The following is a 24,208-nucleotide window of genomic DNA, read 5'->3' as shown; positions in this document are numbered from 1 at the left end:
CAAGCCCAGCGATCGACGGCAAGCGACCTCCATACGGTAGCGTGCCGGCAGATCGCCGCGGCCGGCCAAGGTCAGCCTCATAATGCAGGCTATGGGAAGTAATCAAAAGCGGTTCATGACAAGCCAGGCGAAACATAACGTGAGTTTCTGGGAGCGTCTAAAGACAGAGGCATCTGCTGAGTGGCGCGCCTACACCGAGCATCCCTTCACGAACGGATTGGCAGACGGCTCGCTCGCCGAACCGGCATTTCGTTATTATCTTGCTCAGGATTACTTGTTCCTCATCGAGTTCGCGCGCGCCTACGCGCTCTCGGTCTACAAATCGCCCAAGCTTGCCGACATGCGTGAAGCAGCGGCCGGTCTTTCGGCCATCCTTGATGTCGAGATGAACCTTCATGTGACACTCTGTGCCGGTTGGGGTCTGTCCCCAAGCGACCTTGAACAGACCCCTCCGGCGGCCGAGATGCTAGCCTATACTCGCTACGTGTTGGATGCTGGAATGCGCGGCGATCTGCTGGCACTCAAGGTGGCGCTGGCCCCATGCGTGATCGGGTACGCGGAGATCGCGAAGCGGCTGGCTGCACAACCCGATGCGAACGCTGCGACGAACCCCTATCGCGTGTGGATTGCCGAGTACGCTGGTGCGCCATACCAAGAGGTCGCGGCGAAAGCGGGAGCACACTTGGAACGTCTCGCTGATCTCTACGCCACCCCGGCCGGCGAGGCAGAGCTGATTGCGATCTTCAAGGAAGCTACTCGTCTCGAGGCAGACTTCTGGGAGATGGGCTGGCGCGCGGGCCAGCGTGTCGAATAGCGCTTCGGAAATTGTCAGGCTTATAACCTGAAGGTCATCGGTTCAAATTTGTTGGCAAAGCTATCCGCAGATTTGGTCTCAACTGGGCTCTCTTTGATCATTTTGGACACTTGGCCACGCTGAAGAGCACGGGTGGTTCCGAAGTGCACTTTGCAGTGCGGCTCGGCTTTGCAACGCTTTGAAATCGTAGCAAATGCGAACGCTCCGACCTGTCTCCGATGACGTTCGCGTCATCGGATCCGGCGCCGAATCGGCCACGGGGAGCTGAATCAAAATCAATCGCGGATGGCAGGCCTCAAGTGCCGACCATCATCTTTCGTGGCATCGCCACACCACGGTGCATCCCGACAACGGCGACCGGAGCATCCATCGGTCCGCCAAAAGCGGGTGTCCGACAACGAGGGTACTTAGCGGACGAGTACCGCACGACCGATACCCCCACCTGTGAACTTCCTGACGACGCGCCAATGTTGGCTATGAACCTTCAGCTGCTGCTAGTCGATCAACGGTGATGCCCACATCAGGTGCCTGTAGCTCACGTCTTGGTTGCCGCGCTATTTGGCCGCTTGCCCTTCATCCCAACGTTGGCATCACGTACTCCGCGCCACTGCGAATACCGGTCGGCCAGCGCGTCGTAATCGTCTTCAACCTGGTATAGAACCGCACGCCTTCTGGTCCGTGCATGTGGTGATCGCCGAACAGGGAGGCTTTCCAGCCACCAAATGAATGGAAAGCCATCGGAACAGGAATCGGCACATTGATGCCGACCATCCCGACCTGGATCTGGTTGGCAAACTCGCGTGCCGCGTCGCCGTCGCGCGTAAAGATCGCGGTGCCATTGCCGAACTGGTGCGCGTTGATCAGGGCGGCGGCCTCGTCATAAGACGAGGCGCGTACGACCGTTAGGACCGGTCCGAATATCTCTTCGCGGTAGATCGTCATATCGGATGTGACGCGATCGAACAGCGTGCCGCCGGTGAAGTAGCCTTTCTCGTAACCCTGGCGGCGAAATTCACGACCATCCACCAGCAGCGTCGCACCTTCGGCGACGCCGGCATCAATGTAGCCTCGTACCTTGTCGCGATGTTGCTGGCTGACAAGCGGACCCATCTCGCTCTCCGGGTCCATGCCTGGACCGATGTTCAACGCATGAATCCGGGGTACGAGCTTTTCGAGCAAGGTCTTTGCCGTCGTCTCGCCGACAGGGACCGCAACCGAAATCGCCATGCAGCGTTCGCCGGCCGAGCCATAGGCCGCGCCCATGAGCGCGTCGACAGCCTGGTCCATGTCGGCATCCGGCATGATGATCATATGGTTCTTGGCACCGCCCAGAGCCTGGCAGCGCTTTCCGTGCAGAGTTGCAGTTTCGTGGATCGATCGTGCGACAGGTGTCGAGCCAACGAAGCTCACCGCTGCGACATCAGGATGCGTCAACAGCGCGTCGACCGCTTGTTTGTCGCCGTGAACGACGTTGAACACGCCGTCCGGCAGCCCGGCCTCTTTCAACCATTGCGCCAGGAGGATGGACGCGGAGGGAACCTTCTCGGAGGGTTTCAGGATGAATGTGTTGCCGCAGGCAAGTGCCACCGGAAACATCCACATCGGAACCATCGCCGGGAAATTGAACGGCGTGATGCCCGCGACGACCCCGAGCGGCTGGCGCAACGAATGACTGTCGACGCGCGTGCCGACGTTCTCGGTGATCTCGCCCTTCAAAAGCTGTGGCGCGCCGGTGGCAAACTCCACGACTTCCATTCCGCGCTGTACTTCCCCCTTTGCGTCGGAAAAAACCTTGCCATGCTCTGACGTGATCACGGCCGCGAGCTCATCGAGCCGTTCCTCGAGGATACGGAGGAAACGATTGAGGATGCGCGCGCGCCGCAGCGGCGGAGACTTGGCCCAGTCGGGAAAGGCGGTCCGTGCGGCCGCGACCGCCGAAGCGACATCGTCGGCGCCGGCAAGCGGCACGGTCCCGGATTGCTCGCCTGTCGCAGGATTGTAGATCGGCGCGGCACGGCCGTGCAAAGACGTGACCGGGGCGCCATTGATGAAATGCGGAACGGGATGGGTCATTTGCGGAGTCTCCTCGATGAAACGAATGGCGGCTAGGCGATGCGGGACCGATCCGCGTCGTCGAGCACCATGCTGGCGCCCTTGCGCGCGATCATTGCGGTTGGGGTGTTGGTATTTCCCGATGTGATGGTGGGCATGATCGAGGCGTCGATGACCCGGAGCCCGTCGATGCCTCGCATGCGAAGGCGCGCGTCAAGCGGTGACAGCGGATCCGCCTCGGGCCCCATCCTGATGGTGCCGACCGGATGAAAGATGGTCGTGCCAATGTCGCCGGCAGCGTGCGCGAGTGACACGTCATCGTCGGCGACGTACGGGCCGGGCAGAAATTCCTCGGGTGCGTAACGAGCGAGCGCCGGCTGGCGCATCAGCGTGCGGGTGACCCGAATGGCGTCCGCCGCGACGAGCCGGTCCTCGGGCGTGGCAAGATAATTTGGCGCGATGCGTGGCGGGGCATTGGGGCTGCTGGACTCGATCCGGACCGTGCCCCGTGATGTCGGCCGAAGATTGCAGGCGGCGACCGTGATCGCAGGAAAGCGGTGCAGCGGTTCGCCGAACTTGTCGAGCGAGAGAGGCTGGATGTGAAACTGGATATTGGCTCTCTCATGCGTGGGGCTCGATCGGGTGAAGATGCCGAGCTGTGAAGGCGCCATGGTGAGCGGGCCGCGCCGGCGGAAGACGTAGTCGAGCCCCATGAGGGCGCGGCGGCCAAGCGAATGGTACGTTTCGTTCAATGTGCGAATGCCGCTGACCTTGTAGATCGCGCGCTGCTGAAGATGATCCTGCAGGTTGTGTCCGATGCCCGGACCATCAAGCGCAATCTCGATACCCAACGGGCGGAGCCAGTCGGCGGGTCCTACGCCGGAGCGATGCAGGATCTGCACGGAGCCGAGCGCGCCGGCACACAGGATGACTTCCCGCTTGGCAGCGACATCGACGGATTGACCGTCTCGGACCAGACGCAGGCCGGTCACGCGACGGTTTTCGATACGGAGCCTGTCCACGCAGACATTGGTCTCGAGGCGGAGGTTTGGTCGGCTCAAGGCCGGCTTCAAAAAGCCTCGCGCAGAGGACCATCGTCGTCCGCGCTTCTGGTTGACGTGGAAGTAGCCGGCGCCCTCGTTGTCACCGGTGTTGAAATCCAGGCTGCGCGAAATGCCCATGTCCTCGGCGGCCGTCGCCACGGCGTCGAGAACCGGCCACGACACGCGCGGCGGCTCGATCCGCCAGCCGCCTCCCGTGCCGTGGAGGTCGCTCGCGCCCATGAAGTGATCTTCGAGATTGCGAAATTCCGGCAGCACATCATCCCAGCCCCAGCCCTCCAAGCCGAGCTGACGCCATCCGTCGTAGTCCGCTGCCTGGCCGCGCATCGAGATCATCGCATTGATCGCGGACGAGCCGCCGATCACCTTGCCGCGGGGATAGGCCAGCGCGCGTCCATTCAATCCCGGCTCCGGGTCCGTCTTGAACATCCAGTCGGCGCGCGGATTTCCGATGGCAAACAGATAGCCGACCGGAATGTGAAACCAGATCCAGTTGTCCCTCCCGCCTGCTTCGAGCAGAAGGACGCGGTTGCGCGGGTCTTCGGACAGCCGGTTTGCGACGATGCAGCCTGCGGTGCCTGCACCGACAACCGCATAGTCAAAATCCCCGTCGATCCGCATCAGGCCTCTCTTCTCTCTCCGCGCAATGTTGCCGCTGGATGGCATGGCGGATTTGTGCTCTCAATGCCAGAAACTGCGACTTCTATTTGCAAAAATGCGAGAGCCCCGAATGGATTGGGATGATCTGCGAGTCTTCCTCCAGGTAACGCGGAGCGGCCGGATGTCCGAGGCCGCGAAACTGCTCGGCATCGACGATTCAACGGTCGGACGTCGTGTCCTCCGCCTCGAGCGGTCGGTCGGGATGCCGTTGGTCGAAAGGGCGGGGCGGCGGACGGCGGTGACCGAGCAAGGCCGCCGGCTCGCGGACATCACGGAGGAACTGGAGTCGATCATCCTGCGCGACATCGCGGGGTTAGCCGACGCGCAATCAGTGGTGAATGGGCGCGTTCGGATTGGTGCGCCCGAAGGGCTGGGGGCCGGATATCTCGGCAGCAAGATCTTCCTGTTGTCCGCCGCGCATCCCGAGCTCGAAATCGAACTGGTCGCCTTGCCGCGGACCTATTCGTTGGCGGCACGCGAGGTCGACATCGCCATCACGCTTGACCGGCCGGTGGCGGGGCAGGTCGCGGCTCAAAAGCTGACCGACTACACGCTCGACCTCTATGGTTCGGATATCTACTTCCAGCGGATGGGCCGTCCGAGGTCACTGCAGGATCTCAGAAAGCACGTCTTCGTCGGGTACATCCCCGAGCTCCTTTTTACCCAGCAGCTCAACTTTCTTGACCTGGGTGACGGTGTGGAAGTCGTGCCGACGATCCGCACCAGCAGTGTGATCGCACAGGTCGACGCGGTGGTCAGCGGCGCGGCTATCGGCGTTCTGCCGCGTTATCTCGCTCGCGAGCGACCGGGGTTGAAGGTTCTGCTCGGGGACAAATTCCAGGCAACGCGCAGCTACTGGATGTCTGTCCACGATGATACCCGTCGACTTCGCCGCGTCCGCGTGGTGCTCGAGGCGGTCGCTGCCGCGGTTCGGTCCGACCGCAGGTCCTTCCTGCGATGAATTGGACGCCCGTCGTATTTCGTGCGGCGGCTCGCATTCGTCATGGCCGAAGTTTTTACGGTTGCTGCATTGCAACGAGTCCCGGCCTCTGACATACTTTGGATGCGGCTCGCATGGTCGAGATCGCCCTGAACGCGAACAGTGTGGTTCTCGACCTCTGCTAAGGGGGACGGGGACCATTTTTTTTGGGTGAACGCTGATGGATATGGAGACTTGGCGCGTCGGTGTCTTGTTTTCTGAGACCGGAGTGACCGGTGCGATCGAGCGCACGCAGCGGGCGGCTACGCTTCTTGCGATCGATGAAATCAATGCCGCGGGCGGAGTCTGCGGACGGCGCATCGAGCCGGTGGCTTACGATCCCGCGTCGACACCGTCCCGCTACCGCGAGCTGACGGTGAAGTTGCTCGACGAGGATCGGGTGCGCGTCATCTTCGGCGGGCACATGTCGAGTACCCGAAAGGCGATGCTGCCGATCGTCGAAGCGCGGAGCGCGTTGATGTTCTATCCGACGCTCTACGAGGGCTTCGAGTATTCGCGCCACTGCATCTATACCGGCGCAGCTCCCAATCAGAATTCGGTTCAGCTGGTGGATTATCTCACCAGGAACCACGGCAGTCGCGTATTTCTGGTGGGGTCGAATTACGTCTACCCTTACGAATCGAACCGGATCATCGCGGACCTGTTTGCGGGTGCCGGAGGTCACTCGGTCGAAGAAATGTATGTGCCGCTCAATCTGACCGCCGGCCACATCGCAAAGATCCTCGACAGGGTGCGCGCCACCAGACCCGACGTGATCTACTCCACCATCGTCGGCGCCGGCATCGTGCCGTTCTACACCGCCTTCAAGGAGGCCGGATTTGACGGCCGGCAGCTTCCGATCGCCAGTCAATCGACCAGCGAGGCCGACGTCGTTCTCATGCGGCCCGATGTTGCCGAAGGCCACGTCACGGCGGCGCCATTCTTTCAGTCCGTCGATACGCCGGCGGCCCGCGCGTTCGTTGCGGCCTATCACAAGCGGGTGGGGAACGATTGGCCGGTGACGGCGCCGGCGGAAGCGGCTTACTTCTCGGTTCACCTCTTCGCGGCGGCATTGGAGCGCAGTCGTAGCGATCATCTCGAAGAGCTGCTGCGGTCGCTCTGGGAAGTGGAGTATGACGCGCCGCAAGGACCGGTCCGGATCGACGGTAACACCAACCACACGCATCTATGGCCGCGCGTGGCACGCGTCGATGCCACCGGAAATTATCGCGTCGTTCACGACGCCGGCGTGAGGGTGGCACCCGACCCGTTCATGCTGGAAGTCCGCTTCCAGCACGAATCGGGGAGTGCATGGGCACTGTCCTACTGAGCGAGGCCGAACTCCATGTCTGTCGCTCTTCTCAAGGACCTTCGCGATCTCGATGTCGCTGTGATTCATCCATTCGATGCCGATGGCGAACGGCTCGTCGAGCATCTGCGCCGCATCGGGTGCATGGCGAACCTGTTGTGGCCGGTGCCGCCGTCGGTGCCGCAGGGATGCGATATCGTCTTTCTCTCGATGGAAGACGAGGCGCGCGAGGAAATCGGGCAATTGCTGAGGTCGATGCCGAATCCGCCGCCGACCATCCTCGCCATTGTGAGCTACGAGAATCCATCGATGCTGCAAATGGTGCTCGAGAGCGGGGCGTTGTCCGTGATCGAGCGACCGATCAAGCCGTTTGGCTTGCTCACCAATCTCGCCATTGCCCGCAATCTCTGGCTGCAGCGGCAACGCCTTTTGAAGGAAGCGCGCAAGTACAAGAGGAAGGTTCTCGGCGATCAGAAGATCGCGCGCGCCAAGGCGATTCTGATGGCGGCAAACAATTTGAACGAGCAGGATGCCTACGCGAAGTTGCGTCAGGAGGCGATGGCGCAGCGTCTTCCGATCGACGAGATCGCGAACGCGGTCATTAATTCCGAAACGCTCTTGCGTTAGATAAAAAACGATGCTTGTATCCGGCAACATCTGAAACAGATGTTCCTGGCGCATCCCCTCAATCCTTGAGGCCATGTTCTAGGTGTGTAGCGCGCAAGCCGCGTTACACTGCGGCGATGAAGCCCGCCCAGTCCTCTGACCGAGGATGGTGCGGGTTTTTTGTTTGCCTGCTGACAAGGCCGTCAGCCCATTCACCTCGAGATGATCGTCACGTCGACATGTTTGTTCGACCGATGGCGCTCGCCTTGATCCCGGCGGGTGCTGGCGGAAGTTCGCCGGCGCGGGACGAAGGGAGACGGATGTTTTTCCGCTTTCATCGACTTTTGGAAACAGGGGAAGTTCTATGAACGTAAGTCGCCGTCATCTTCTGAAAGCCGCCGCACTCGGCTCGGCCAGTCTTGCCGCGCCGCAGATCGCGAGCCGTGCCTTTGCCGCCGAACCGATCAAGGTCGGCGCGCTCTATTCGCAAACAGGCAATCTGGCCGTGGCGGAGAAGCTTCTCGCCAACGGCGTCTCGATGGCCGTCGCCGAGATCAATGCCGCGGGCGGCGTGTTTGGTCGTCCCGTCGAGGTGGTCGTCGAGGACGGCGCGTCCGATCCGAAGACGTTCTCCGAAAAGGCCTCCAAGCTGATCGTCAAGGACAAGATCATGACGGTCTTTGGCTGCCACACCTCGGCGAGCCGCAAGGCTGTGCTGCCGATCTTCGAGAAGCGCGGTGCAATGCTGTTCTACCAGACCCATTACGAAGGCTTCGAGTGCTCGCGCAACGTGATCTATTCCGGCGCCGTGCCGAACCATCAGCTCGCGAACTACATCCCGTGGATCGTGAAGACCCTGGGCAAGAAGAAGTTCTTCATCGTCGGTTCGAACTACATCTACCCGCGCGAGATGGCCAAGGTCTCCAAGAAGCTGATCGAGGCCGCAGGCGCCCAATGGGTGGCCGACGAATATCTCGAGCTCGGCCATTCCGAGTGGGCGGTCATGGTGAAGAAGATCAAGGAGTCGGGTGCGGACGTGGTGCTGTCCAACGTCGTCGGCGACTCCATCATCGCATTCTATCGGGAATTCAAGAACCAGGGCATCTCGCAGGCCGAGATTCCGATTTGCGCGACGGTGACGTCGGAGATCGAGATCGCCGCCATGGGCGCGGATTACGCCGCCGGCAGCTATACCTCGTTCCCGTATTTCATGTCGCTCGACATGCCCGGCAACAAGATCTTCATCGAGCGTTTCCGCAAGTTCGTCAACGATCCGAAGCAGGTCACCTACCATTCGCTGGAAGCCGCCTATTTCCAGGTGTTCCTGTGGAAGCAGGCGGTGGAGAAGACCAAGGATCTCAGCGCACAGGGGATCCGGACCGGCATCGCCGGCGAGAGCTACGAGGCGCCCGGCGGCACGGTGACGATCGACGCCGACAATCTGCATTGCTGGCTGACCCCGCGCATCGGGCAGTGGCAGGCGGACGGCCAGAGCAAGGTGGTCGATGCCTATCCGCATCCGATCAAGCCGCTTCCGTACTTCGCCTATGGCGAAACCGAATCGAATCTCTTCTGCACCTCGAAGGGGCTCGATACGTCGAAGCTCAAGATCTGAGCTCATCATTCAACCCGTGAGGCGATCGCCGCCTCACGGACCCTCGCAGCGGCAGGTGCTGGATTGCGGTACGCCTCATGATCGACGTTCTTTTCATCGGCCTCAGCCTGGGCTCGATTCTACTGCTGGTCGCGCTCGGTCTTGCGATCACCTATGGCGCCATGGGCGTCATCAACATGGCGCATGGCGAGATCGTGATGGCGGGGGCCTACGTGGCCGTGCTCTCCGGGATCTGGTTGAAGACCAGCTTCTATGTGGCGTTACCGCTCGCATTTCTCGCCGCTGCAGCCCTTGGCTGGATCATCGAACGTCTGGTGGTGAGCCGCCTCTACGGACGGCTTCTCGATACGCTGCTTGCGACGTGGGGAGTCTCCATGCTGATTCAGCAGGCGATCCGGCTCGAGTTCGGTTTGACGTTCCTGGGAATCCACATCGACGGACTGGGGACCGGTCTGCAGAACGTCGCAGTGCCTGCTGAACTTCAGGGGGCGGTCAACATCGCGGGCGTCGAACTCAACGCCTATCGCGGCTTCATCGTGCTTGTGACCGTGGTGCTCACGGCGCTGACCTGGTTCATCATGTATCGGACCTCGCTCGGGATGAAGGTCCGAGCGATCATCCGCAACCCGAAAATGGCGGCCGCGTGCGGCATCGACGTGAGGAAGGTCAATGCGCTGACCTTCGCTTACGGTTCGGGATTGGCCGGTGTCGCCGGCGTCATGATGTCCGGGTTCAAGGGGGTCTCGCCCGATCTCGGCTCCAGCATGGTCGTGGACGGCTTCATGGTCGTGGTCACCGGCGGGCTTGGAAGCCTCGTCGGCACGATCATGGCGTCCGGACTTCTCGGCGAGACCAATGCGCTCGTCGCCGTGGCGACCAACGACATCCTGGCGCGTGCCGTGGTGTTCGCAGCCGTAATTCTCGTCATCGTTCTGAAGCCCGAAGGGCTCTTCTCGTTCAAACGGCGCTGAGCTCCATGACTCTCGATCGCAAGCTGACACTTTGCGCCTACGCGCTGTTCATCGCCGCAATTTTCGCGGTGCCGCTGTTCGTTGAGGAATTCGGACTGAACCGGATCGCCAAGTTCCTCGTCTATGGCATGCTCGGCATCGCGATCGCGCTGTCGTGGGGTTATGCCGGTATCCTCAATCTCGGGCAGGGGCTCTTCTTCGGGCTCGGCGCGTACATGCTGGCCATGTCGTTGAAGCTGGCCAGTCCGACCAGCCTGCAACAGGGGGCGGACAGACCGGTACCGGACTTCATGCTCTGGAACGCGGAGCCCGGTGCGCCGACCGAGCTGTGTTGCATCAACAAGGCATCATTCCTCTGGCTGCCATTCCAGCATCAGGGCTTTGGTCTCGTGATGGGAATTGTGCTGCCCGTGGTCGTGGCGGCCTTGCTCGGCATCATCGTCTTCCGCAAGCGGATCGAAGGTCCATTTGTCTCGATCATTACGCTGGCCCTGGTGCTCCTCGTTCGCCTCGTGCTGGTCGACGCGCAACCGGTCACGGGTGGCTTCAATGGGCTGACGGACCTCGCCTCGCTTGAGATATTCGGCTTCGAGTTCGATCCTTACAGCAAGGGCACGTACTGGCTGGTCGCGAGTATCTTGACCGTGACCCTGGTGGCGACGCGCCTGATCGTCGAGACCCGGGCCGGTCTGGTGTTGCAGGCGGCGCGGGACGACCAGCGGCGCGTTCGCTACCTCGGCTTCGATGTCTCGCTCTACCAGACGTTCTTCTTCTGCGTGGCGGCGGCGATCGCCGGCCTGGCGGGCATGCTCTACGTGATCGTCGCGCAGTTTGCCTCGCCGACCTTCATGGATCTCGCCTTCTCCGTCACGATGGTGGTTTGGGCGGCCGTGGGTGGCCGTGCCTCGATCCTGGGCGCGTGCGTCGGAGCAATTCTGATCAATATGATGGAGGCCGGCATCAGTGAAACGGAGACGCTGGTCGGAGCCTGGAAAGCGATCATTGGCCTGGTCTTTGTGCTGACCGTGCTGTTCCTGCCTCGAGGTCTCGGTGGGCTCCTGCATGGTCTGATCGGACGGCTTGGCGCGGTCGCGCGCGGCAAGCCGCGTGTTGCTCACGTTCCGGTCTCCAGCGCGGCTGTCACCGAAACGAAGGAGGCTTGAGGATGTCGGCGGTCGCTATCACGATCGACGGACTCGGCGTGAACTTCGGTGGCTTCAAGGCGGTCGACAACGTCTCGCTGACCGTCGATGACGGGGAGCTTCGTGTTCTGCTCGGCGCGAACGGGGCCGGGAAGACCACGCTGATGGATCTGGTCAGCGGAAAGACACCGAGCACGGAAGGGCGCGTCTGGGTCTACGATACCGAGATCACAAACTGGCCTGAGCACCTGATCGCGCGTGCAGGTGTCGGCCGGAAATTTCAGATCCCGAGCGTCTTTCGCGACCTGACCGTGAAGCAGAATCTCCAGGTCGCGAGTTGCCGACGCACCAGCGTGATGGCGAACCTCGGTTTCGGCCATCCGGCGATCGCGCGCGAGAAGGTCGATCGCGCGATCGAGCTGATCGGGCTCCGTGACCAGATCAATACTGCCGCGGCCGATCTCAGCCATGGCCAGACGCAATGGCTCGAGCTCGGAATCCTGATGGTTCAGAACCCAAAAGTGATCCTGCTGGACGAGCCGACAGCCGGCATGACGCAAGCGGAAACGATGCGAACCGCGGAGATCATCAACGGCATGAAGGGGCAGCACACGATGCTCGTGGTCGAGCACGATATGGGCTTCGTGCGCGAGATTGCGCAGCGGATCACCGTTCTTCATCTCGGTCGCGTTCTGGCCGAGGGCGAGATTTCGGAGATCGAAGCGAACCCGAAGGTCCGCGCGGCCTATCTCGGATCAAAGGGGTTGTCGTGACGCTCCAGCTTTCCAATATCGACAGTTTCTACGGCCGTAGCCACGTTCTCCACGGCTTGTCGCTTACCATTCCGGCGGGACAGGTGACGAGCGTCGTGGGCCGGAACGGCACCGGCAAGACGACGCTTTTGAGGACAATCATGGCGCTGACGGATCACGCCGACGGGCGGATCGTCCTCAATGGCGAGGATCTGTCGGCCAGGCCGACGCATTTGAGGGCCGCCGCCGGGATCGCCTACGTGCCGCAGGGGCGCGAGATCATCGCGGACTTCACGATACGGGAAAACATCCTGATGGGCTGCTTTGCCCGCCGCGACGGCAAGCGTGTGGTGCCGGACTTCATTGGGGAGCTGTTTCCCTATCTCATCGAGAACCTCGACCGGCCCGGCGGCTTGCTTTCCGGCGGGCAGCAGCAACAGCTCGCGATCGCCCGCGCGCTCGCAGCCGACCCGAAGGTGTTGCTGCTCGACGAGCCGAACGAGGGGATCCAGCCGTCGATTGTCGAGGAGATCGAGCGCATCATCGTTCGCCTCAATCGCGAGATGGGGCTCACCGTCGTCCTCGTCGAGCAGAACATCGACTTCGTTCGCTTTGCGTCTCACAGCTTCGCGATGCTCGAGAAGGGGCAGATCGTGGCGTCTGGGCCGATCGCCACTCTCACCGACACGCTCGTTTACGAGCACATGGCCGTCTGACGGCATCCTCCGGAGTACATCAATGACGACACCCACGAGCTACCGCGCCGCAACGGTTCAGTTCGAGCCGACCATGTATGAGAAGGAGCGCAATATCGAGCGTCTGCTCAAGCTCTGCGCTGAGGCTGCGGCCGAGGGAGCGCGCCTGATCGTCACGCCCGAGATGGGGACGACGGGGTACTGCTGGTACGATCGCGACGAGGTCAAGCCGTTCGTCGAGACCGTGCCTGGCCCGTCGACCGACCGTTTCCAGCGGATTTGCGAGCAGCATGATTGCTACATCGTGCTCGGGATGCCCGAGGTCGATCCTGCGACCGAGCTCTACTACAATACGGCCGTCCTCATCGGACCGAACGGGATCGTCGGCCGGCATCGCAAATCGCATCCCTATATCGCCGAGCCCAAATGGGCGGCGAACGGCGACGTCGCGCATCAGGTCTTCGATACCGAGCTCGGTCGGATCGGAATGCTTGTGTGCATGGATCTGCACTTTTTCGAGACCGCACGCATCGAGGCGGTCGCGGGCGCCGACGTGATCTGCCACATCTCGAACTGGCTGCAGGAGCGCACGCCTGCGCCTTACTGGATCAATCGGGCATTCGAGAACTCATGCTACGTGATCGAGGCAAACCGTTGGGGATTGGAGCGTACGGTACAGTTCTCGGGTGGTAGCTGCATCATCGAGCCGGATGGTCGCGTCGCGGTGTCGATCGATAGCGGGGACGGCATCGCTTATGCGCAGGTCGATCTGGGCAAGTCGCGCAAGCGGGAAGTGCTCGGTGAGAAGGTGTTCGAGAAACGGCGCCCGGAGCTCTACCCGGAGCTGATGACCAACAGTTTTACCTGGAATCCGGGAGACTTTTTCAAGCTCTACGGCTACCAGCCCATTCCAAAGGGGAAGTTGTCGCAGCTCGCGGTCGTGCAATTTTCGCCGGCAGACGATGTTGCTGCAAACCTGGCGACCATCGAACATCGCGCCCGCGATCTTGTCGCAGCTGCCCAACCCGACATGATCGTGTTTCCTGAGTTGTCATTGACCGGGTTGACCGATCCGGCCGCGCGCGCCGAGGGAGTGGAGGGGCCCGCCGTCAAGGCGTTGACCAGGATCGCCATGAAGCTGCGAACGTATATCGTTGCCGGTCTTGCCGAGCGCGATGGCGATGGCATCTACAACGCGGCGGTCCTTGCGGGGCCCGAGGGCCTCGCCGGGAGCTATCGCAAGATCCACCTCGGCAACGCCGATATGGGATGGGCGACGGCGGGCGACAGATGGAAGGTCTTTGATCTCGCGTTGGGCCGGGTCGGCATCGCCATCGGCCACGACGCCCTCTATCCCGAGGCCATCCGCTCCCTGGCGCTTCGCGGATGCGACATCGTCGCTTGCCCGTCGGCGATCGCGGGCGTCTTCACCGGATCGCACGCGGGGACTGCCATCCCGCACAACTATCCGATCCCGAAAGGCGCCGATCCCTATCATTGGCATGCGTTCCGCACGCGCGGCGGCGAGAACAACATCTATCTGGCGTTCGCGAACGTGTTCGATCCTCCGCGCGGCTTCCTGGGGGCGAGTGCGGTGTTTGGTCCGGACAATTTCGTCTTCCCGCGGCAGGAAACCGCGATCCTCGATCAGGAAGAGGGCGCCGTCGCCACCATCGATACGAGCAATCTCGATACGCCGTATCCGACCAATATCGTGCGACGGAAGGATCTCGTTATGATGCGCTTGCCACATCACTACTTGCCACTTGTGACGTGGCACCAGTAGCAAAGTGGGAATGATCCTTTCGATTTCCTGCGACAGATGTCGCTTTCGCTCGACGGAAGCCCGAGGTCTGTCAACATTCCTCTGCGTAAAGCTCCGCTCGCCATGCACACTCACGTCCCAATCTCGGGCGTTAGTTGATGAAGAACTGTTGGCACTAGACGTCTCCCTAACTGATCCAGCGCCGATAGTGCGCTGTTGCGCCCGTGCTCCAGCGTGACGTCGTGACACTCGTGCTCGAAGTGGGTGCCTTGCCGAGCGGGAACGGCGTCGCGGGCCGACGCGACGCCGTCGTCTACATCGATGGCCGTGGCTAGAACTTAACCGTAACGCCGCCGTAAACGGTCGATTCAGGGCAGGTGTTGGTGCTCTGGCCTGTAGCGGCGATCGTGCAAACGCCGGGTGCGGCGTTATGGTCGAGGCCGAACTTGTTCTGCCAGCAGCGATAGGCGACCCATCTGCGGATCCGGCTAGTTTTTCCAAATGCCCATTGAAATCGCTGAATGATCGAGCGGATTTTGATTCCGCCATTCTGAATTTGCTCAAGCTGCGCGTTGGTACTGAGAATCCAGGAGCTTACGGTAGCTTCGATTGCTCGCTTGGAAGCCAAGCATTTTCAGAAGCATCGCTCTGCCGGCAACCATGCGCTGACCTTGCATTTCGGCAGCGCAAAGAGGCACGATTTCGCTGTCTCTTGATCAGCGGCTTCTTCGAGGTGTGCCCGACTGGCGAGCGACAAAAGACGCCCGGTTCGCTAACCGTCTACCCAAGCGATCTGTCTCACACCGTCGGATAATTGTTGCGCTCGAGCCTGCGCGCGAACGAAAAGTGCACGTATCTGGTGCGGTTTCTGGTGCGGTCGTCGCGCTACGGGCAACGAGAACCGAGTAAGATATTGATCCTCTTGGTGGGCCCGGCAGGACTCGAACCTGCAACCAGACCGTTATGAGCGGGAGAATAGCGATCAGCCTCGTCGCCTTTGCCGCGCATTCGGTCGCTTCTGCTCGCGTTTTGGTCGCCAGCCAGCGATCAGTCAAAACGTCTCGGTAATCTTGCTCAGGCGAGGGGGACGATCCGGGTCAAATCCGCGCGCGCATGCCGCCTGCTCGATCATCCGATAGGCCGGAACGAGCATGGTGATCGGGTCGGTGGCGGGGTCATCCTCGACCAACCAAGGCAGCGAGCCATGCGGTCCGCCGCAGAGATGCAGCGCGATCTTTTGCTCACGCAATTCCTCTGCCAGTGCGTCCACCGTGGCCGCCGTTTCATCCATGAGGCGCATCATGACAACTGGCGTGCGCGATGATAGCGCGGCACGTGGCCCATGCTGCAGCTCGGCGGCGCTCAGTCCGATCGAGGGCAGGCGCATGATTTCCGAAAGCTTGAGCGCGATCTCCTTCGCCGAGCCCAGGCCCAGGCCCCGAGCCGCCACAAACACAGCTGATGCCTTGACGAGATCATCGGCAATCTCCGACCAGTCGAGCACCAGCGCGCGGTGCAGGCGCTCGGGCAGCCGGTCGAGGGCTGACCGCAGCGCACGATCTTGCGCCAGCTCGGCAACCAGTCCGGCACTGGCGGCCATCGAGCCGATCACGGTCTTCGTGGCCGCTACGGAGTGTTCTTGGCCGGCTTCGATCGGAACGACGAATTCCGCTTCGTCAGCCACCGGCGACGACGTCGCATTGACGATGGCAATCGTGCGTGCGCCCGAGGCTCGTGCCGACCTGGTCGCTGCGACGAGATCCGGGCTGCGCCCCGATTGCGAGATTACGATGAACAGCGCATCGCGGAGCATCAAAGGTGTGCGAAATGCCGTGATCACCGAGGGAGCACTTGCTGAAACGGGAAGGCGAAGCCGCGTCTCGACAAGATATCTCAAGAAAACCCCGGCATGCCCGGAGCTTCCCCGACCACACACGACGCACAAAGGGGCGGAGTCAATCCCAATCCGCTGTGCGATGTCGCGCAAGGCGGGTCGGCTGCGAACAATGTTAGCGACAACATCCGCGCTTTCCCCGATTTCGCTCGCCATCGCGGATGTCGTCACGGCTCAACCACTCCGCCTCGGCCGCGTCCCGCCGCTCCCTTTGGGAGTCGGTCACGATGCGAGTCACGATTCTTGGCAAGCTCGACAAACACTTGCCGAAGGTTGCCGTCACAGTTCTCCAGAACGGTCTTCGCATCAACCCTGTCGACACCGAGCGCCAGAAGGACTGCAATCTTGATGTCTCCCTCGGCCTGCTCGAGCGAGCGTGCCGCGTGCGACGGATTACAGCGCGCGATTTGCGCCACCATGGCCTCGGCGCGCCGCTTCAGCTTGGCATTGGTCGGCGGCATGTTCACCATCATGCCGCGATATACCCGGCCAAGGCGCAGCATGATCCCCGAGGAGATCAGGTTGAGCACGACCTTCTGCGCGGTGCCCGCCTTCATCCGCGTGGAGCCGGCGATCAGCTCTCGGCCGGTCTCGACCAGGATCGGAAACTTTGCCAATGCCAGCAGTGCGGTGCCGGGATTGTTGGCGACACCAATCGTTACTGCATCGAAAGACCCTGCCTGCTGCAGCGCCGCGACCGTGAACGGCGTTGTGCCGCTGGCGGCTACCGCAATCACCACGTCGTGCGGCGTGAGTCGTGCGGCGCTGATCTGCGTGACTGCATCATCGACATCGTCCTCCGCGCCCTCGATGCTGGTGACGAACGCGCTGTCACCGCCGGCAACGACGAAGCGAACGCGCTCGCGGGGCCAAGCGAAGGTCGGCGTCAGCTCGGCGCCGTCCTGGACCGCCACGCGGCCTGACGTGCCAGCGCCGACATATACAATGCGTCCGCGGTCGCCCAGCACCGTCTTGGCCGCTTCGGCTGCCGCGGTGATCGCGGGAAGGGCATGGCCGATCGCGGCGACCGCCGCAAGCTGGCCCTCCCACATCGCTTCCATCGCTGACGTCAGCGACCATGCATCAAGGTCGGTAAATCTGGGATCGACTTCTTCGGTGGCCATATCGGTGATCCAAGCACCATCAAACGCGGAACTTCGAAGCCTGTTCATGGTCAGTTTCTCTCTTGGGCGGGTCCAGCTTGCGCAGGTCGAGCCGCCCTCGGGCCACAAGCAGCGCGCCGGCCGCTGCGTCGGCGTCAGGACGCCTCAGGCGAGCGCGCAGGTCAGGCGTTAGCCAGGGCGTAATCGCATCCGCGAGCCCGCCCACCAGCGCGAGCCGGTCAATTCCTTTAGCCAGGAACAGATCAAGCAGATCGCCAATGGCATCGGCCGCGCGTTCGACAATGCGGCGGCCGACCGGATCGCCCTGATTGGCATGCCGCATCACGGTCGGCGCGAACGCGGCGTAGTCGGTGGCCCGAGCTTCTTCAGACCACGCCACGGCCTGATAAGGATCTTGATCGAATGCGCCCAGCACCTCTGCAAGCAATGGTGTCAGCTCGCCGCGGCGATCCGCGGCCCGCAGCGCCAGTCGAACGACCTGCAGGCCAATGTCGGCGCCGCTGCCTTCGTCCGAGACTGGGAAGCCGTAACCGGCGATGCGGATCTCGCTGCCGCCAATCAGGCCGACACCCACCGAGCCCGTGCCGGCCACCACGATGGCCCCGTCCGCGCCGCTATGGGCGCCGAGACAGGCAGCTAGGCCATCGCTGATGAAGATAACGGACGCAAAGGGATGCGGGATCTCTTTGAGCGCCGCTTCCGCGCCCCGGCGACCAATGCCGGCGAGGCCAATTCCGGCGTGCATCCGCGCGAAATCCTCGCGCGTCAGTTCGGACTGTGCGGCCGCCGCTTCGGTGGCCTCCATGATGGACCGCCAGGCCCTGTCGAAGCCAATCCGGGTCGTGGCAGGCCCCGAGCTTGCTTCACCGAGTACCCTGCCGTTTTCGTCCTCGATCCGGGCGCGGCAGCGGGTTCCGCCCCCATCGATGCCGAGATAGGTGGTACCTTTTGTTTCCATGAGAAGTTAACGCAAGGATTTAGCTCCGGGTCCCTGAAGCCCGTTGTGTACATATAGGGACCTGTACAGCACGGGACTCGCCTCACGAGTCCGTGATTGCCATTCTCGGATCAGCACTTATGGGCCAAGCTGGGTCTTCCGTGGTTTTCTCGATTGCTGCGCAGCACATCTTTGACGGTGCCGACATGCGCGGGCCGGGGTTGGTCAGGATATCGCAGGGGCGGATCGAAGGCATTACCGAGGAAGCGCGCGCCTCGATCCACCTTCCCCGAGATGCGATACTTGCACCCGGATTCGTCGATGTTCAGGTGAACGGAGGCGGCGGCGTTCTTCTCAACGACCAGCCAACGGAGGCCGGCGTTCGCCGCATCGTCGAGGCGCACCGCAAGGCCGGCACCACGGGCTGTTTGCCAACCCTCATCACCGATCGAAGCGAGGTCATCGAACGATTGGCTGTAGCAGCTCAGGCGTGCCTCGAAATTCCTGGCGTGCTCGGCTTTCATCTGGAAGGTCCGGCCCTCAACAGGTCTCGCAAGGGCATTCATCCGGAAGCCGAGATACGCGTGCCCGATCGGCGCGATCTCGCCGCCATCAAAAGCTTCGGGGACCGCGGTCGCTCCATGGTGACCTTGGCCCCGGAATGCGTGTCCGCGTCCATGATCGATGAATTGATCGGCGCCGGATTGCGTATCGCGGCCGGCCACAGCGACGCCACCGCAGCCGAAATCGGGCAGGCGGTCGATCGCGGTGTCTCGGGGGTGACCCATCTGTTCAACGCCATGTCGCAGTTGAACGCCCGAGAGCCGGGCTTGGTGGGCGCCGCGCTGGGAGATGACCGGTTGTTTGCAGGGATCATCTGCGACGGCATCCACGTTGACCGCGCCGGCTTGCGTGTTGCCTTGCGCTGCAAGGGACGCGATCGATTGATGCTGGTTACCGATGCCATGCCATTGGCGGGCACGAGCGACCGGAAATTCCTGCTGCAGGGAAGGGAGATCACGTTGCATGACAATCGCCTGACTGACCGGGATGGCACGCTCGCGGGCGCTCACCTCAGCATGATCGAGGCGGTGCGCAACGCTGTTGCGCTTATCGGAATCTCCCTTGTCGATGCTCTTATCATGGCTTCCCGGACGCCCGCGGCATTTCTAGGCCTTGGGTCCGAGCTTGGACGGATCGCGCCCGGATACCGCGCGGATCTTGTCGCCTTTAATCCGAACTTTGAGGTCATTGGTACATGGATAGGCGGTGTTGGTTCGATGGGCGAGGCGAACAAGGCTTCCGAGCGAGGTTAGATGCGCAACCAGCCCATCGTCGTGCAGAAATATGGTGGTGCCTGCCTTGAAACACCGGCGAAGATTCGCGCGGTTGCGCGCAGTCTCGCCGACCTGCACGGCAGTGCGAAAGGCACCTCTGACCGGGAAAAATACGCCTTGTTCCTTCATCCTTCCAAGTAAGCTGTTGCAATCGCAGCAAATGCGAACGCCCTCCGAGCGCACCATAATTCCAGAGCGGGGATACGACGTCGCTATTGGCTTCACACTGGCCAAGCATCCGGCTTGAGAATTGGTGAGAAATTGCGCGAAGTCACTTGCTACCATAAGGCGCGCGTTGCGCTGGTTAGTCAATGTTGCTGACGGTAATTCCCCGGAATTGCTGGCGCGCCAAACCCGGTCTGGGATGCCTCATTCAACGCATCCGGTTCTTGTCAAGTCAACGTCCGCCCTGCATTCGCATCGAACATATTTGGAGATGATCATGCGTAGCATAGCCTTGATGATTGCATTCGTGATCTCGTTTACCGCACCGGCGTTAGCTCAAAAAGCCGAGATCGAGGCCATCAATGCGAAATGGATTGAATTGTTCAACAAGGGCGACTTCTCGGGAGTTGCGTCACTCTACAGCACGGATGCGACCGCATTCCCGCCAGGTACCGCGATGGTTCACGGCCGATCAGCCATCGAGGCAATGTGGAAAAGCATGGCGGAACAAGTTGGCGATCCGAAGCTCGCAACCCTTGACGTTAAGCCCCTTGGCCCAACCGCGGCGCGCGAGATTGGGACGTTCGCCCTCAAGACCAAGGGACCGACACCGAAGGATGTGACTGGAAAGTATGTCGTGGTTTGGGAGAAGGTCGGCGATGATTGGAAGCTGACCACCGACATCTGGAACGAGGGCAACTAGGCAACTCTGTTCATTGCTGTGCTTCGCGCTTACGTTGAGTTGGCTGATGCACGGTCGAAGGCGCGCGCGATCGGGGCCCCATGGCATCGCTTGGCAGCGCCCAGCTTTCGCCGGAGCCAATGTGTTAAACTGGCTGAGATGTCTCGCGATCGGTGCTTCCATTTGCAGATGTGCCTTCGCAGGTCTCTGCAATGTGCTACCCTTATCCCTATTGGCCATAGGTATACCATGACAGGTATTGCAGAGTGGCTGGCATCGATCGGTTTGGGAGAGTACGCCGATCGTTTCGCAGAGAACGCTATCGACCTCTCGGTCGTCGGCGATCTCACGGAGCAGGACCTCAAGGACCTCGGCGTCCTGCTTGGGCACCGGCGCAAGATGCTGCGCGCGATTGCGGCACTTGAGGATGATGTCGCTGCATTGGACCAAGCGGCTGCCAAACCAGCGCCGCGAGACGGCGCCGAGCGGCGCCAAATCACGGTCATGTTTTGCGATCTGGTGGGCTCGTCCGCACTTTCGGCCCGGCTGGACCCGGAGGACTTGCGCTCGATAATCGGCGACTATCACGCCTGCATCGCTGAGGTTATCGCCCGGAGTGAGGGCGTTATCGCGCGCTACATGGGGGATGGCGTGCTTGCCTATTTCGGCTACCCCCTGGCGCACGAGGACGATGCCGAGCAGGCGACACGTGCGGGGCTGTCACTGGTCGATGCCGTGGCCAACCTTCAGACAGATATCGGCACCAAGCTGCAGGTTCGCGTTGGCATCGCTACCGGTATGGTCGTCGTGGGCGATCTGATCGGCGAAGGCGCCGCCAAGGAGCAGGCGGTGATCGGTGAGACACCGAATCTGGCTGCTCGTCTGCAGCAGTTCGCCGAGCCCGGTACGGTGCTGATCTCCGAGAGTACGCGCCAGCTCACCGAAGGATATTTCGAATACTGCGATCTCGGCTCCATCGCGCTGAAAGGATGGGCGGAGCCAATACCTGCCTGGCAGGTGCTCGGGACGACTGGAGTCGAAAGCCGCTTTGAGGCTCAGCACAGGACTCGATTGACGCCCTTGATCGGGCGAGACGAGGAGATCGAGTTGCTGTTGCGGCGCTGGCAGCACGCCTCTTCGGGCGAAGGTTGCGTAGTGGTTCTAACTGGAGAGCCAGGTATCGGTAAGTCGCACATCGCGCTGGCGCTTCAAGAGCGGCTCCAAGCCGAACCACACATTACGGTCCGCCATTTCTGCTCGGCGCACCATACCAACAGTGCGTTGTATCCGTTCATCGACAATCTCGAACGTGCTGCCCGGTTCGAAAGAGGCGAAGCGCCGACGGAGAAGTTTGCCAAGCTTGAAGCTCTGCTGTTGCGGTCTGGCGCCGACGCAGATCGTGTGGTGCCGGCTCTAGCAAACCTTCTGTCGCTACCGGTCAGTGACCGCTACCAGCTGCCCGAGCTCAGTCCGCAGAAACGCAAGGAGATGACGTTGGCGGCATTCTCGGCTCAGCTCGAAGCGTTGGCGGCGCGGCAGCCAGTGTTCATCATCTTTGAGGATGCCCATTGGTCGGACCCGACTTCGATGGAGCTGCTCACGATTACACTGGAAAAGGTACCACGACTCCGAGTGCTGCTGCTCATCACCGCGAGACCAGAGTTCACGCCGCCCTGGCCTGGTCATGCACATGTGACGACCGTCTCGCTTACACGTCTGAATCGGCGCAACGGGGCGGCCTTGATCGAGCGCGTCACGGCAGGCAAGACGCTCCCGGAGGAGGTCTTGGACCAAATCCTCGCTCGCACCGACGGCGTGCCCCTGTTCGTCGAGGAACTGACCAAGGCGGTGCTCGAAACCGGCTTGCTGCAGGAGCGAGACGACCATTACGTGGTCAGCGGTCCGCTACCCTCGTTGGCGATTCCAACGACATTGAACGCATCGCTGATGGCTAGGCTCGACCGATTGGCCCCCGTGAAGGAAGTTGCTCAGATCGGCGCCGTTGTGGGGCGCGAGTTCTCGTACGAACTGCTGAGCGTGGTCGCCAAGCTGCCAAGGCAACGGCTTGAGGAGGCGCTTGCCCAGTTGGTTCAGGCGGAGTTGATATTCTGCCGAGGCGAGATACCCCGGGCGGTCTACACCTTCAAGCATGCGCTCGTGCGGGACGCTGCCGAAGCGGGACTTCTGAAGAGCCGACGCGCAGCGCTGCATGCCGCCGTCGCCAACGCTTTCGAGCAACGATTCCCGGAAATTGTGGAGTCTCAACCCGAGACTCTCGCACTCCACCTTACCGAGGCGGGATTGTTCGAAAAGGCGGGACAATATTGGCTCCAGGCAGGCAAGAAAGCGGCCATGCGCTCCGCCAACCTCGAAGCGATCGCACACTTGCGCAAAGGCATTGAGGTCTCGGCCCATTTGGCCGACGGTGCGCTTAAAGACCGGCTGGAGCTTGATTTCCAGTACGCGCTCGGGCCCTGCCTCATTGCCACCCAGGGGCCGGCCTCGCCCCAGGCGGTGGCGACCTTTGCGCGAGCGCGCGAGCTGTGCCAGCGGCTCGGAGATCCCCCCGAGCGACTACAAATCATGTTTTGGTTGACCACCGCGAGCGTCATTCGCGGCGAGTTGCCGGTCGCCGAGGAAATGATCTCGGTGTTGCTCGATCTTGCGGAGGGTCGGGGTGATCGACCAACGTTGCTCAACGCGATGCGTGGGCAAGGGATGATACGCCTTTTCATGGGAAATCTCGTAGGTGCCCAGGAGGTGATCGAACGGGCCTTCGAAGCGTTCGAAGCGAGCAGCGAGCATGATAGATTGGCGGCGCGTGCTGCCGGCCAGGATGCGGGTGTGGCCGACCTGGCTCTGATGTCATGGGCGCTCTGGCTGCAGGGCCGTGCTGATACGGCACTCGCGCGTGTAAATGCCGCCCTTCAGCGTGCCGACGTCATCAGTCATCCGCATTCGCAGGCCTATGGATGCTATTATGCATCCATTCTCCACGCTCTTCGGGGTGACTTCCGAAAGGCACACCGTTATGCTGATCGTTGTCTCGCCTTGTCGGAAGAACTCGGATTCCGGCAGTGGCGAGGATTGGCTCGCGCCATCCGGGGGATAAGCGCCACCTTCCTTGATCCTTCGTCCGCTGCGCTCGAGGAAATCCGCGCGGCGATGAACGAATATCGCGGCGCGGGCTATCAGCTTGGCATCACAGCCCTGTATGTGCTCCTGAGTGCCGCTTTGTTGTCGAGCCATCAAAGCGAAGCCGCGCTCGAACTGATTGAGCAGGGTCTCGCTACAACCGGCCGCAATAGCGAACGGATATTTGAGGCCGAGCTGTATCGATTGAAGGCGCGCGTATTGCTCGTCCGCGATGCACCGGAGGCCAGCACCGATGCACGATCACTGCTCGATCACGCATTGACAACTGCAAAAAGCCAACGCGCCAAGGCCCTTGAACTTCGAGTAGCAGTAGACCTCGCCAACTTGTGGATCGATCAGGGCAGAACCAGCGAAGCGCTCGACCAGCTCGTGCCCATCTACGGCTGGTTCGTCGAGGGTCTTGAAACGCAGGATCTGAAGCAGGCAAAGGCATTACTCGACCGACTGCAGTAATTGCGCCTCGACTGCGGATATTGGAGCTTGGCTCAGCAG

Annotated in this window: 20 protein-coding genes; 14 read left to right on the top strand and 6 right to left on the bottom strand. The window is 61.6% G+C overall.

Going from position 1 to position 24,208, the window contains the following annotated elements; genetic code table 11:
- Positions 1-139 precede the first annotated feature (139 nt).
- Entirely contained in the window at positions 140-814 is a 675-nt protein-coding gene (gene tenA, locus ACVW1B_RS22900) for a thiaminase II (RefSeq protein ID WP_456794116.1), read from the top strand.
- Between the two features lie 573 nt (positions 815-1,387).
- On the opposite strand, the gene ACVW1B_RS22895 is transcribed toward tenA, so the two are convergent.
- Together ACVW1B_RS22895 and ACVW1B_RS22890 are read right to left on the bottom strand one after the other, a co-directional pair.
- Positions 1,388-2,887, bottom strand: a complete 1,500-nt coding sequence (locus ACVW1B_RS22895) for a CoA-acylating methylmalonate-semialdehyde dehydrogenase (protein WP_456792618.1) — start codon at positions 2,885-2,887, stop codon at positions 1,388-1,390.
- Positions 2,888-2,919: 32 nt separating this feature from the next.
- The gene (locus ACVW1B_RS22890) at positions 2,920-4,548 is read right to left on the bottom strand and encodes a GMC family oxidoreductase (protein ID WP_456822285.1); all 1,629 of its coding nucleotides are present in this window, start codon (positions 4,546-4,548) and stop codon (positions 2,920-2,922) included.
- A 25-nt stretch (positions 4,549-4,573) separates the two neighbouring features.
- On the opposite strand from ACVW1B_RS22890, the gene ACVW1B_RS22885 reads away from it, so the two are divergent.
- The 9 genes from ACVW1B_RS22885 (at position 4,574) to ACVW1B_RS22845 (ending at position 14,442) form a co-directional block, all read left to right on the top strand.
- Complete coding sequence (locus ACVW1B_RS22885) at positions 4,574-5,548, top strand: LysR family transcriptional regulator (RefSeq protein ID WP_456792616.1); 975 nt, start codon at positions 4,574-4,576, stop codon at positions 5,546-5,548.
- A 196-nt stretch (positions 5,549-5,744) separates the two neighbouring features.
- A complete protein-coding gene (locus ACVW1B_RS22880) occupies positions 5,745-6,896 on the top strand; it encodes a transporter substrate-binding domain-containing protein (protein ID WP_253609930.1) in 1,152 nt (383 codons plus the stop codon).
- Positions 6,897-6,911: 15 nt separating this feature from the next.
- The gene (locus tag ACVW1B_RS22875) at positions 6,912-7,502 is read left to right on the top strand and encodes an ANTAR domain-containing response regulator (protein WP_092083068.1); all 591 of its coding nucleotides are present in this window, start codon (positions 6,912-6,914) and stop codon (positions 7,500-7,502) included.
- A gap of 343 nt (positions 7,503-7,845) precedes the next feature.
- Entirely contained in the window at positions 7,846-9,096 is a 1,251-nt protein-coding gene (locus tag ACVW1B_RS22870; protein ID WP_456792615.1) for a transporter substrate-binding domain-containing protein, read from the top strand.
- A 77-nt stretch (positions 9,097-9,173) separates the two neighbouring features.
- Complete coding sequence (urtB, locus tag ACVW1B_RS22865; RefSeq protein WP_253607646.1) at positions 9,174-10,067, top strand: urea ABC transporter permease subunit UrtB; 894 nt, start codon at positions 9,174-9,176, stop codon at positions 10,065-10,067.
- 5 nt (positions 10,068-10,072) lie between these two features.
- Positions 10,073-11,230 carry an urea ABC transporter permease subunit UrtC gene (gene urtC, locus ACVW1B_RS22860; RefSeq protein ID WP_456822284.1) on the top strand — a complete coding sequence of 386 codons (1,158 nt, stop codon included), beginning with the start codon at positions 10,073-10,075 and terminating at the stop codon, positions 11,228-11,230.
- Positions 11,231-11,232: 2 nt separating this feature from the next.
- Positions 11,233-11,982 carry an urea ABC transporter ATP-binding protein UrtD gene (gene urtD, locus ACVW1B_RS22855; protein ID WP_456792614.1) on the top strand — a complete coding sequence of 250 codons (750 nt, stop codon included), beginning with the start codon at positions 11,233-11,235 and terminating at the stop codon, positions 11,980-11,982.
- Positions 11,979-12,677 carry an urea ABC transporter ATP-binding subunit UrtE gene (gene urtE, locus ACVW1B_RS22850; protein ID WP_456822283.1) on the top strand — a complete coding sequence of 233 codons (699 nt, stop codon included), beginning with the start codon at positions 11,979-11,981 and terminating at the stop codon, positions 12,675-12,677. The genes urtD and urtE overlap by 4 nt, the downstream gene beginning before the upstream one ends.
- 22 nt (positions 12,678-12,699) lie before the next feature.
- Positions 12,700-14,442, top strand: a complete 1,743-nt coding sequence (locus ACVW1B_RS22845) for a nitrilase-related carbon-nitrogen hydrolase (protein ID WP_456792612.1) — start codon at positions 12,700-12,702, stop codon at positions 14,440-14,442.
- Positions 14,443-14,752: 310 nt separating this feature from the next.
- On the opposite strand, the gene ACVW1B_RS22840 is transcribed toward ACVW1B_RS22845, so the two are convergent.
- From ACVW1B_RS22840 to ACVW1B_RS22825, 4 genes are all read right to left on the bottom strand, one after another.
- A complete protein-coding gene (locus tag ACVW1B_RS22840; protein WP_456792611.1) occupies positions 14,753-15,049 on the bottom strand; it encodes a hypothetical protein in 297 nt (98 codons plus the stop codon).
- A 423-nt stretch (positions 15,050-15,472) separates the two neighbouring features.
- The gene (locus ACVW1B_RS22835; protein ID WP_456780059.1) at positions 15,473-16,471 is read right to left on the bottom strand and encodes an SIS domain-containing protein; all 999 of its coding nucleotides are present in this window, start codon (positions 16,469-16,471) and stop codon (positions 15,473-15,475) included.
- Positions 16,472-16,482: 11 nt separating this feature from the next.
- Entirely contained in the window at positions 16,483-17,439 is a 957-nt protein-coding gene (locus tag ACVW1B_RS22830) for an N-acetylmuramic acid 6-phosphate etherase (RefSeq protein WP_057020623.1), read from the bottom strand.
- A gap of 19 nt (positions 17,440-17,458) precedes the next feature.
- A complete protein-coding gene (locus ACVW1B_RS22825; RefSeq protein WP_076834256.1) occupies positions 17,459-18,397 on the bottom strand; it encodes a BadF/BadG/BcrA/BcrD ATPase family protein in 939 nt (312 codons plus the stop codon).
- 119 nt (positions 18,398-18,516) lie between these two features.
- On the opposite strand from ACVW1B_RS22825, the gene nagA reads away from it, so the two are divergent.
- The 4 genes from nagA (at position 18,517) to ACVW1B_RS22805 (ending at position 24,169) form a co-directional block, all read left to right on the top strand.
- Positions 18,517-19,692 carry an N-acetylglucosamine-6-phosphate deacetylase gene (gene nagA, locus ACVW1B_RS22820; protein WP_456823063.1) on the top strand — a complete coding sequence of 392 codons (1,176 nt, stop codon included), beginning with the start codon at positions 18,517-18,519 and terminating at the stop codon, positions 19,690-19,692.
- Entirely contained in the window at positions 19,693-19,854 is a 162-nt protein-coding gene (locus tag ACVW1B_RS22815) for a hypothetical protein (RefSeq protein ID WP_456822282.1), read from the top strand.
- 301 nt (positions 19,855-20,155) lie between these two features.
- Positions 20,156-20,581, top strand: a complete 426-nt coding sequence (locus ACVW1B_RS22810) for a YybH family protein (RefSeq protein WP_253607656.1) — start codon at positions 20,156-20,158, stop codon at positions 20,579-20,581.
- Between the two features lie 228 nt (positions 20,582-20,809).
- On the top strand, positions 20,810-24,169 hold the full coding sequence (locus tag ACVW1B_RS22805) for an AAA family ATPase (RefSeq protein WP_456822281.1): 3,360 nt from the start codon (positions 20,810-20,812) through the stop codon (positions 24,167-24,169).
- Positions 24,170-24,208 lie beyond the last annotated feature (39 nt).

Source organism: Bradyrhizobium sp. USDA 4502 (assembly GCF_054063355.1).
Note: the sequence above shows the minus strand (reverse complement) of the source record. Positions and strands in the feature narration are given on the sequence as shown.

What these genes read in the sequence shown, in the direction of transcription:
- ACVW1B_RS22825 (WP_076834256.1), bottom strand. Translation starts at nt 18,397, where the DNA reads ATGGAAACAAAAGGTACCACCTATCTCGGCATCGATGGGGGCGGAACC.
- ACVW1B_RS22875 (WP_092083068.1), top strand. Translation starts at nt 6,912, where the DNA reads ATGTCTGTCGCTCTTCTCAAGGACCTTCGCGATCTCGATGTCGCTGTG.
- ACVW1B_RS22835 (WP_456780059.1), bottom strand. Translation starts at nt 16,471, where the DNA reads ATGGCGAGCGAAATCGGGGAAAGCGCGGATGTTGTCGCTAACATTGTT.
- urtD (WP_456792614.1), top strand. Translation starts at nt 11,233, where the DNA reads ATGTCGGCGGTCGCTATCACGATCGACGGACTCGGCGTGAACTTCGGT.
- ACVW1B_RS22845 (WP_456792612.1), top strand. Translation starts at nt 12,700, where the DNA reads ATGACGACACCCACGAGCTACCGCGCCGCAACGGTTCAGTTCGAGCCG.
- ACVW1B_RS22815 (WP_456822282.1), top strand. Translation starts at nt 19,693, where the DNA reads ATGCGCAACCAGCCCATCGTCGTGCAGAAATATGGTGGTGCCTGCCTT.
- urtC (WP_456822284.1), top strand. Translation starts at nt 10,073, where the DNA reads ATGACTCTCGATCGCAAGCTGACACTTTGCGCCTACGCGCTGTTCATC.
- ACVW1B_RS22870 (WP_456792615.1), top strand. Translation starts at nt 7,846, where the DNA reads ATGAACGTAAGTCGCCGTCATCTTCTGAAAGCCGCCGCACTCGGCTCG.
- nagA (WP_456823063.1), top strand. Translation starts at nt 18,517, where the DNA reads ATGGGCCAAGCTGGGTCTTCCGTGGTTTTCTCGATTGCTGCGCAGCAC.
- ACVW1B_RS22885 (WP_456792616.1), top strand. Translation starts at nt 4,574, where the DNA reads ATGTTGCCGCTGGATGGCATGGCGGATTTGTGCTCTCAATGCCAGAAA.
- urtB (WP_253607646.1), top strand. Translation starts at nt 9,174, where the DNA reads ATGATCGACGTTCTTTTCATCGGCCTCAGCCTGGGCTCGATTCTACTG.
- ACVW1B_RS22895 (WP_456792618.1), bottom strand. Translation starts at nt 2,887, where the DNA reads ATGACCCATCCCGTTCCGCATTTCATCAATGGCGCCCCGGTCACGTCT.
- ACVW1B_RS22805 (WP_456822281.1), top strand. Translation starts at nt 20,810, where the DNA reads ATGACAGGTATTGCAGAGTGGCTGGCATCGATCGGTTTGGGAGAGTAC.
- ACVW1B_RS22810 (WP_253607656.1), top strand. Translation starts at nt 20,156, where the DNA reads ATGCGTAGCATAGCCTTGATGATTGCATTCGTGATCTCGTTTACCGCA.
- ACVW1B_RS22890 (WP_456822285.1), bottom strand. Translation starts at nt 4,548, where the DNA reads ATGCGGATCGACGGGGATTTTGACTATGCGGTTGTCGGTGCAGGCACC.
- ACVW1B_RS22830 (WP_057020623.1), bottom strand. Translation starts at nt 17,439, where the DNA reads ATGGCCACCGAAGAAGTCGATCCCAGATTTACCGACCTTGATGCATGG.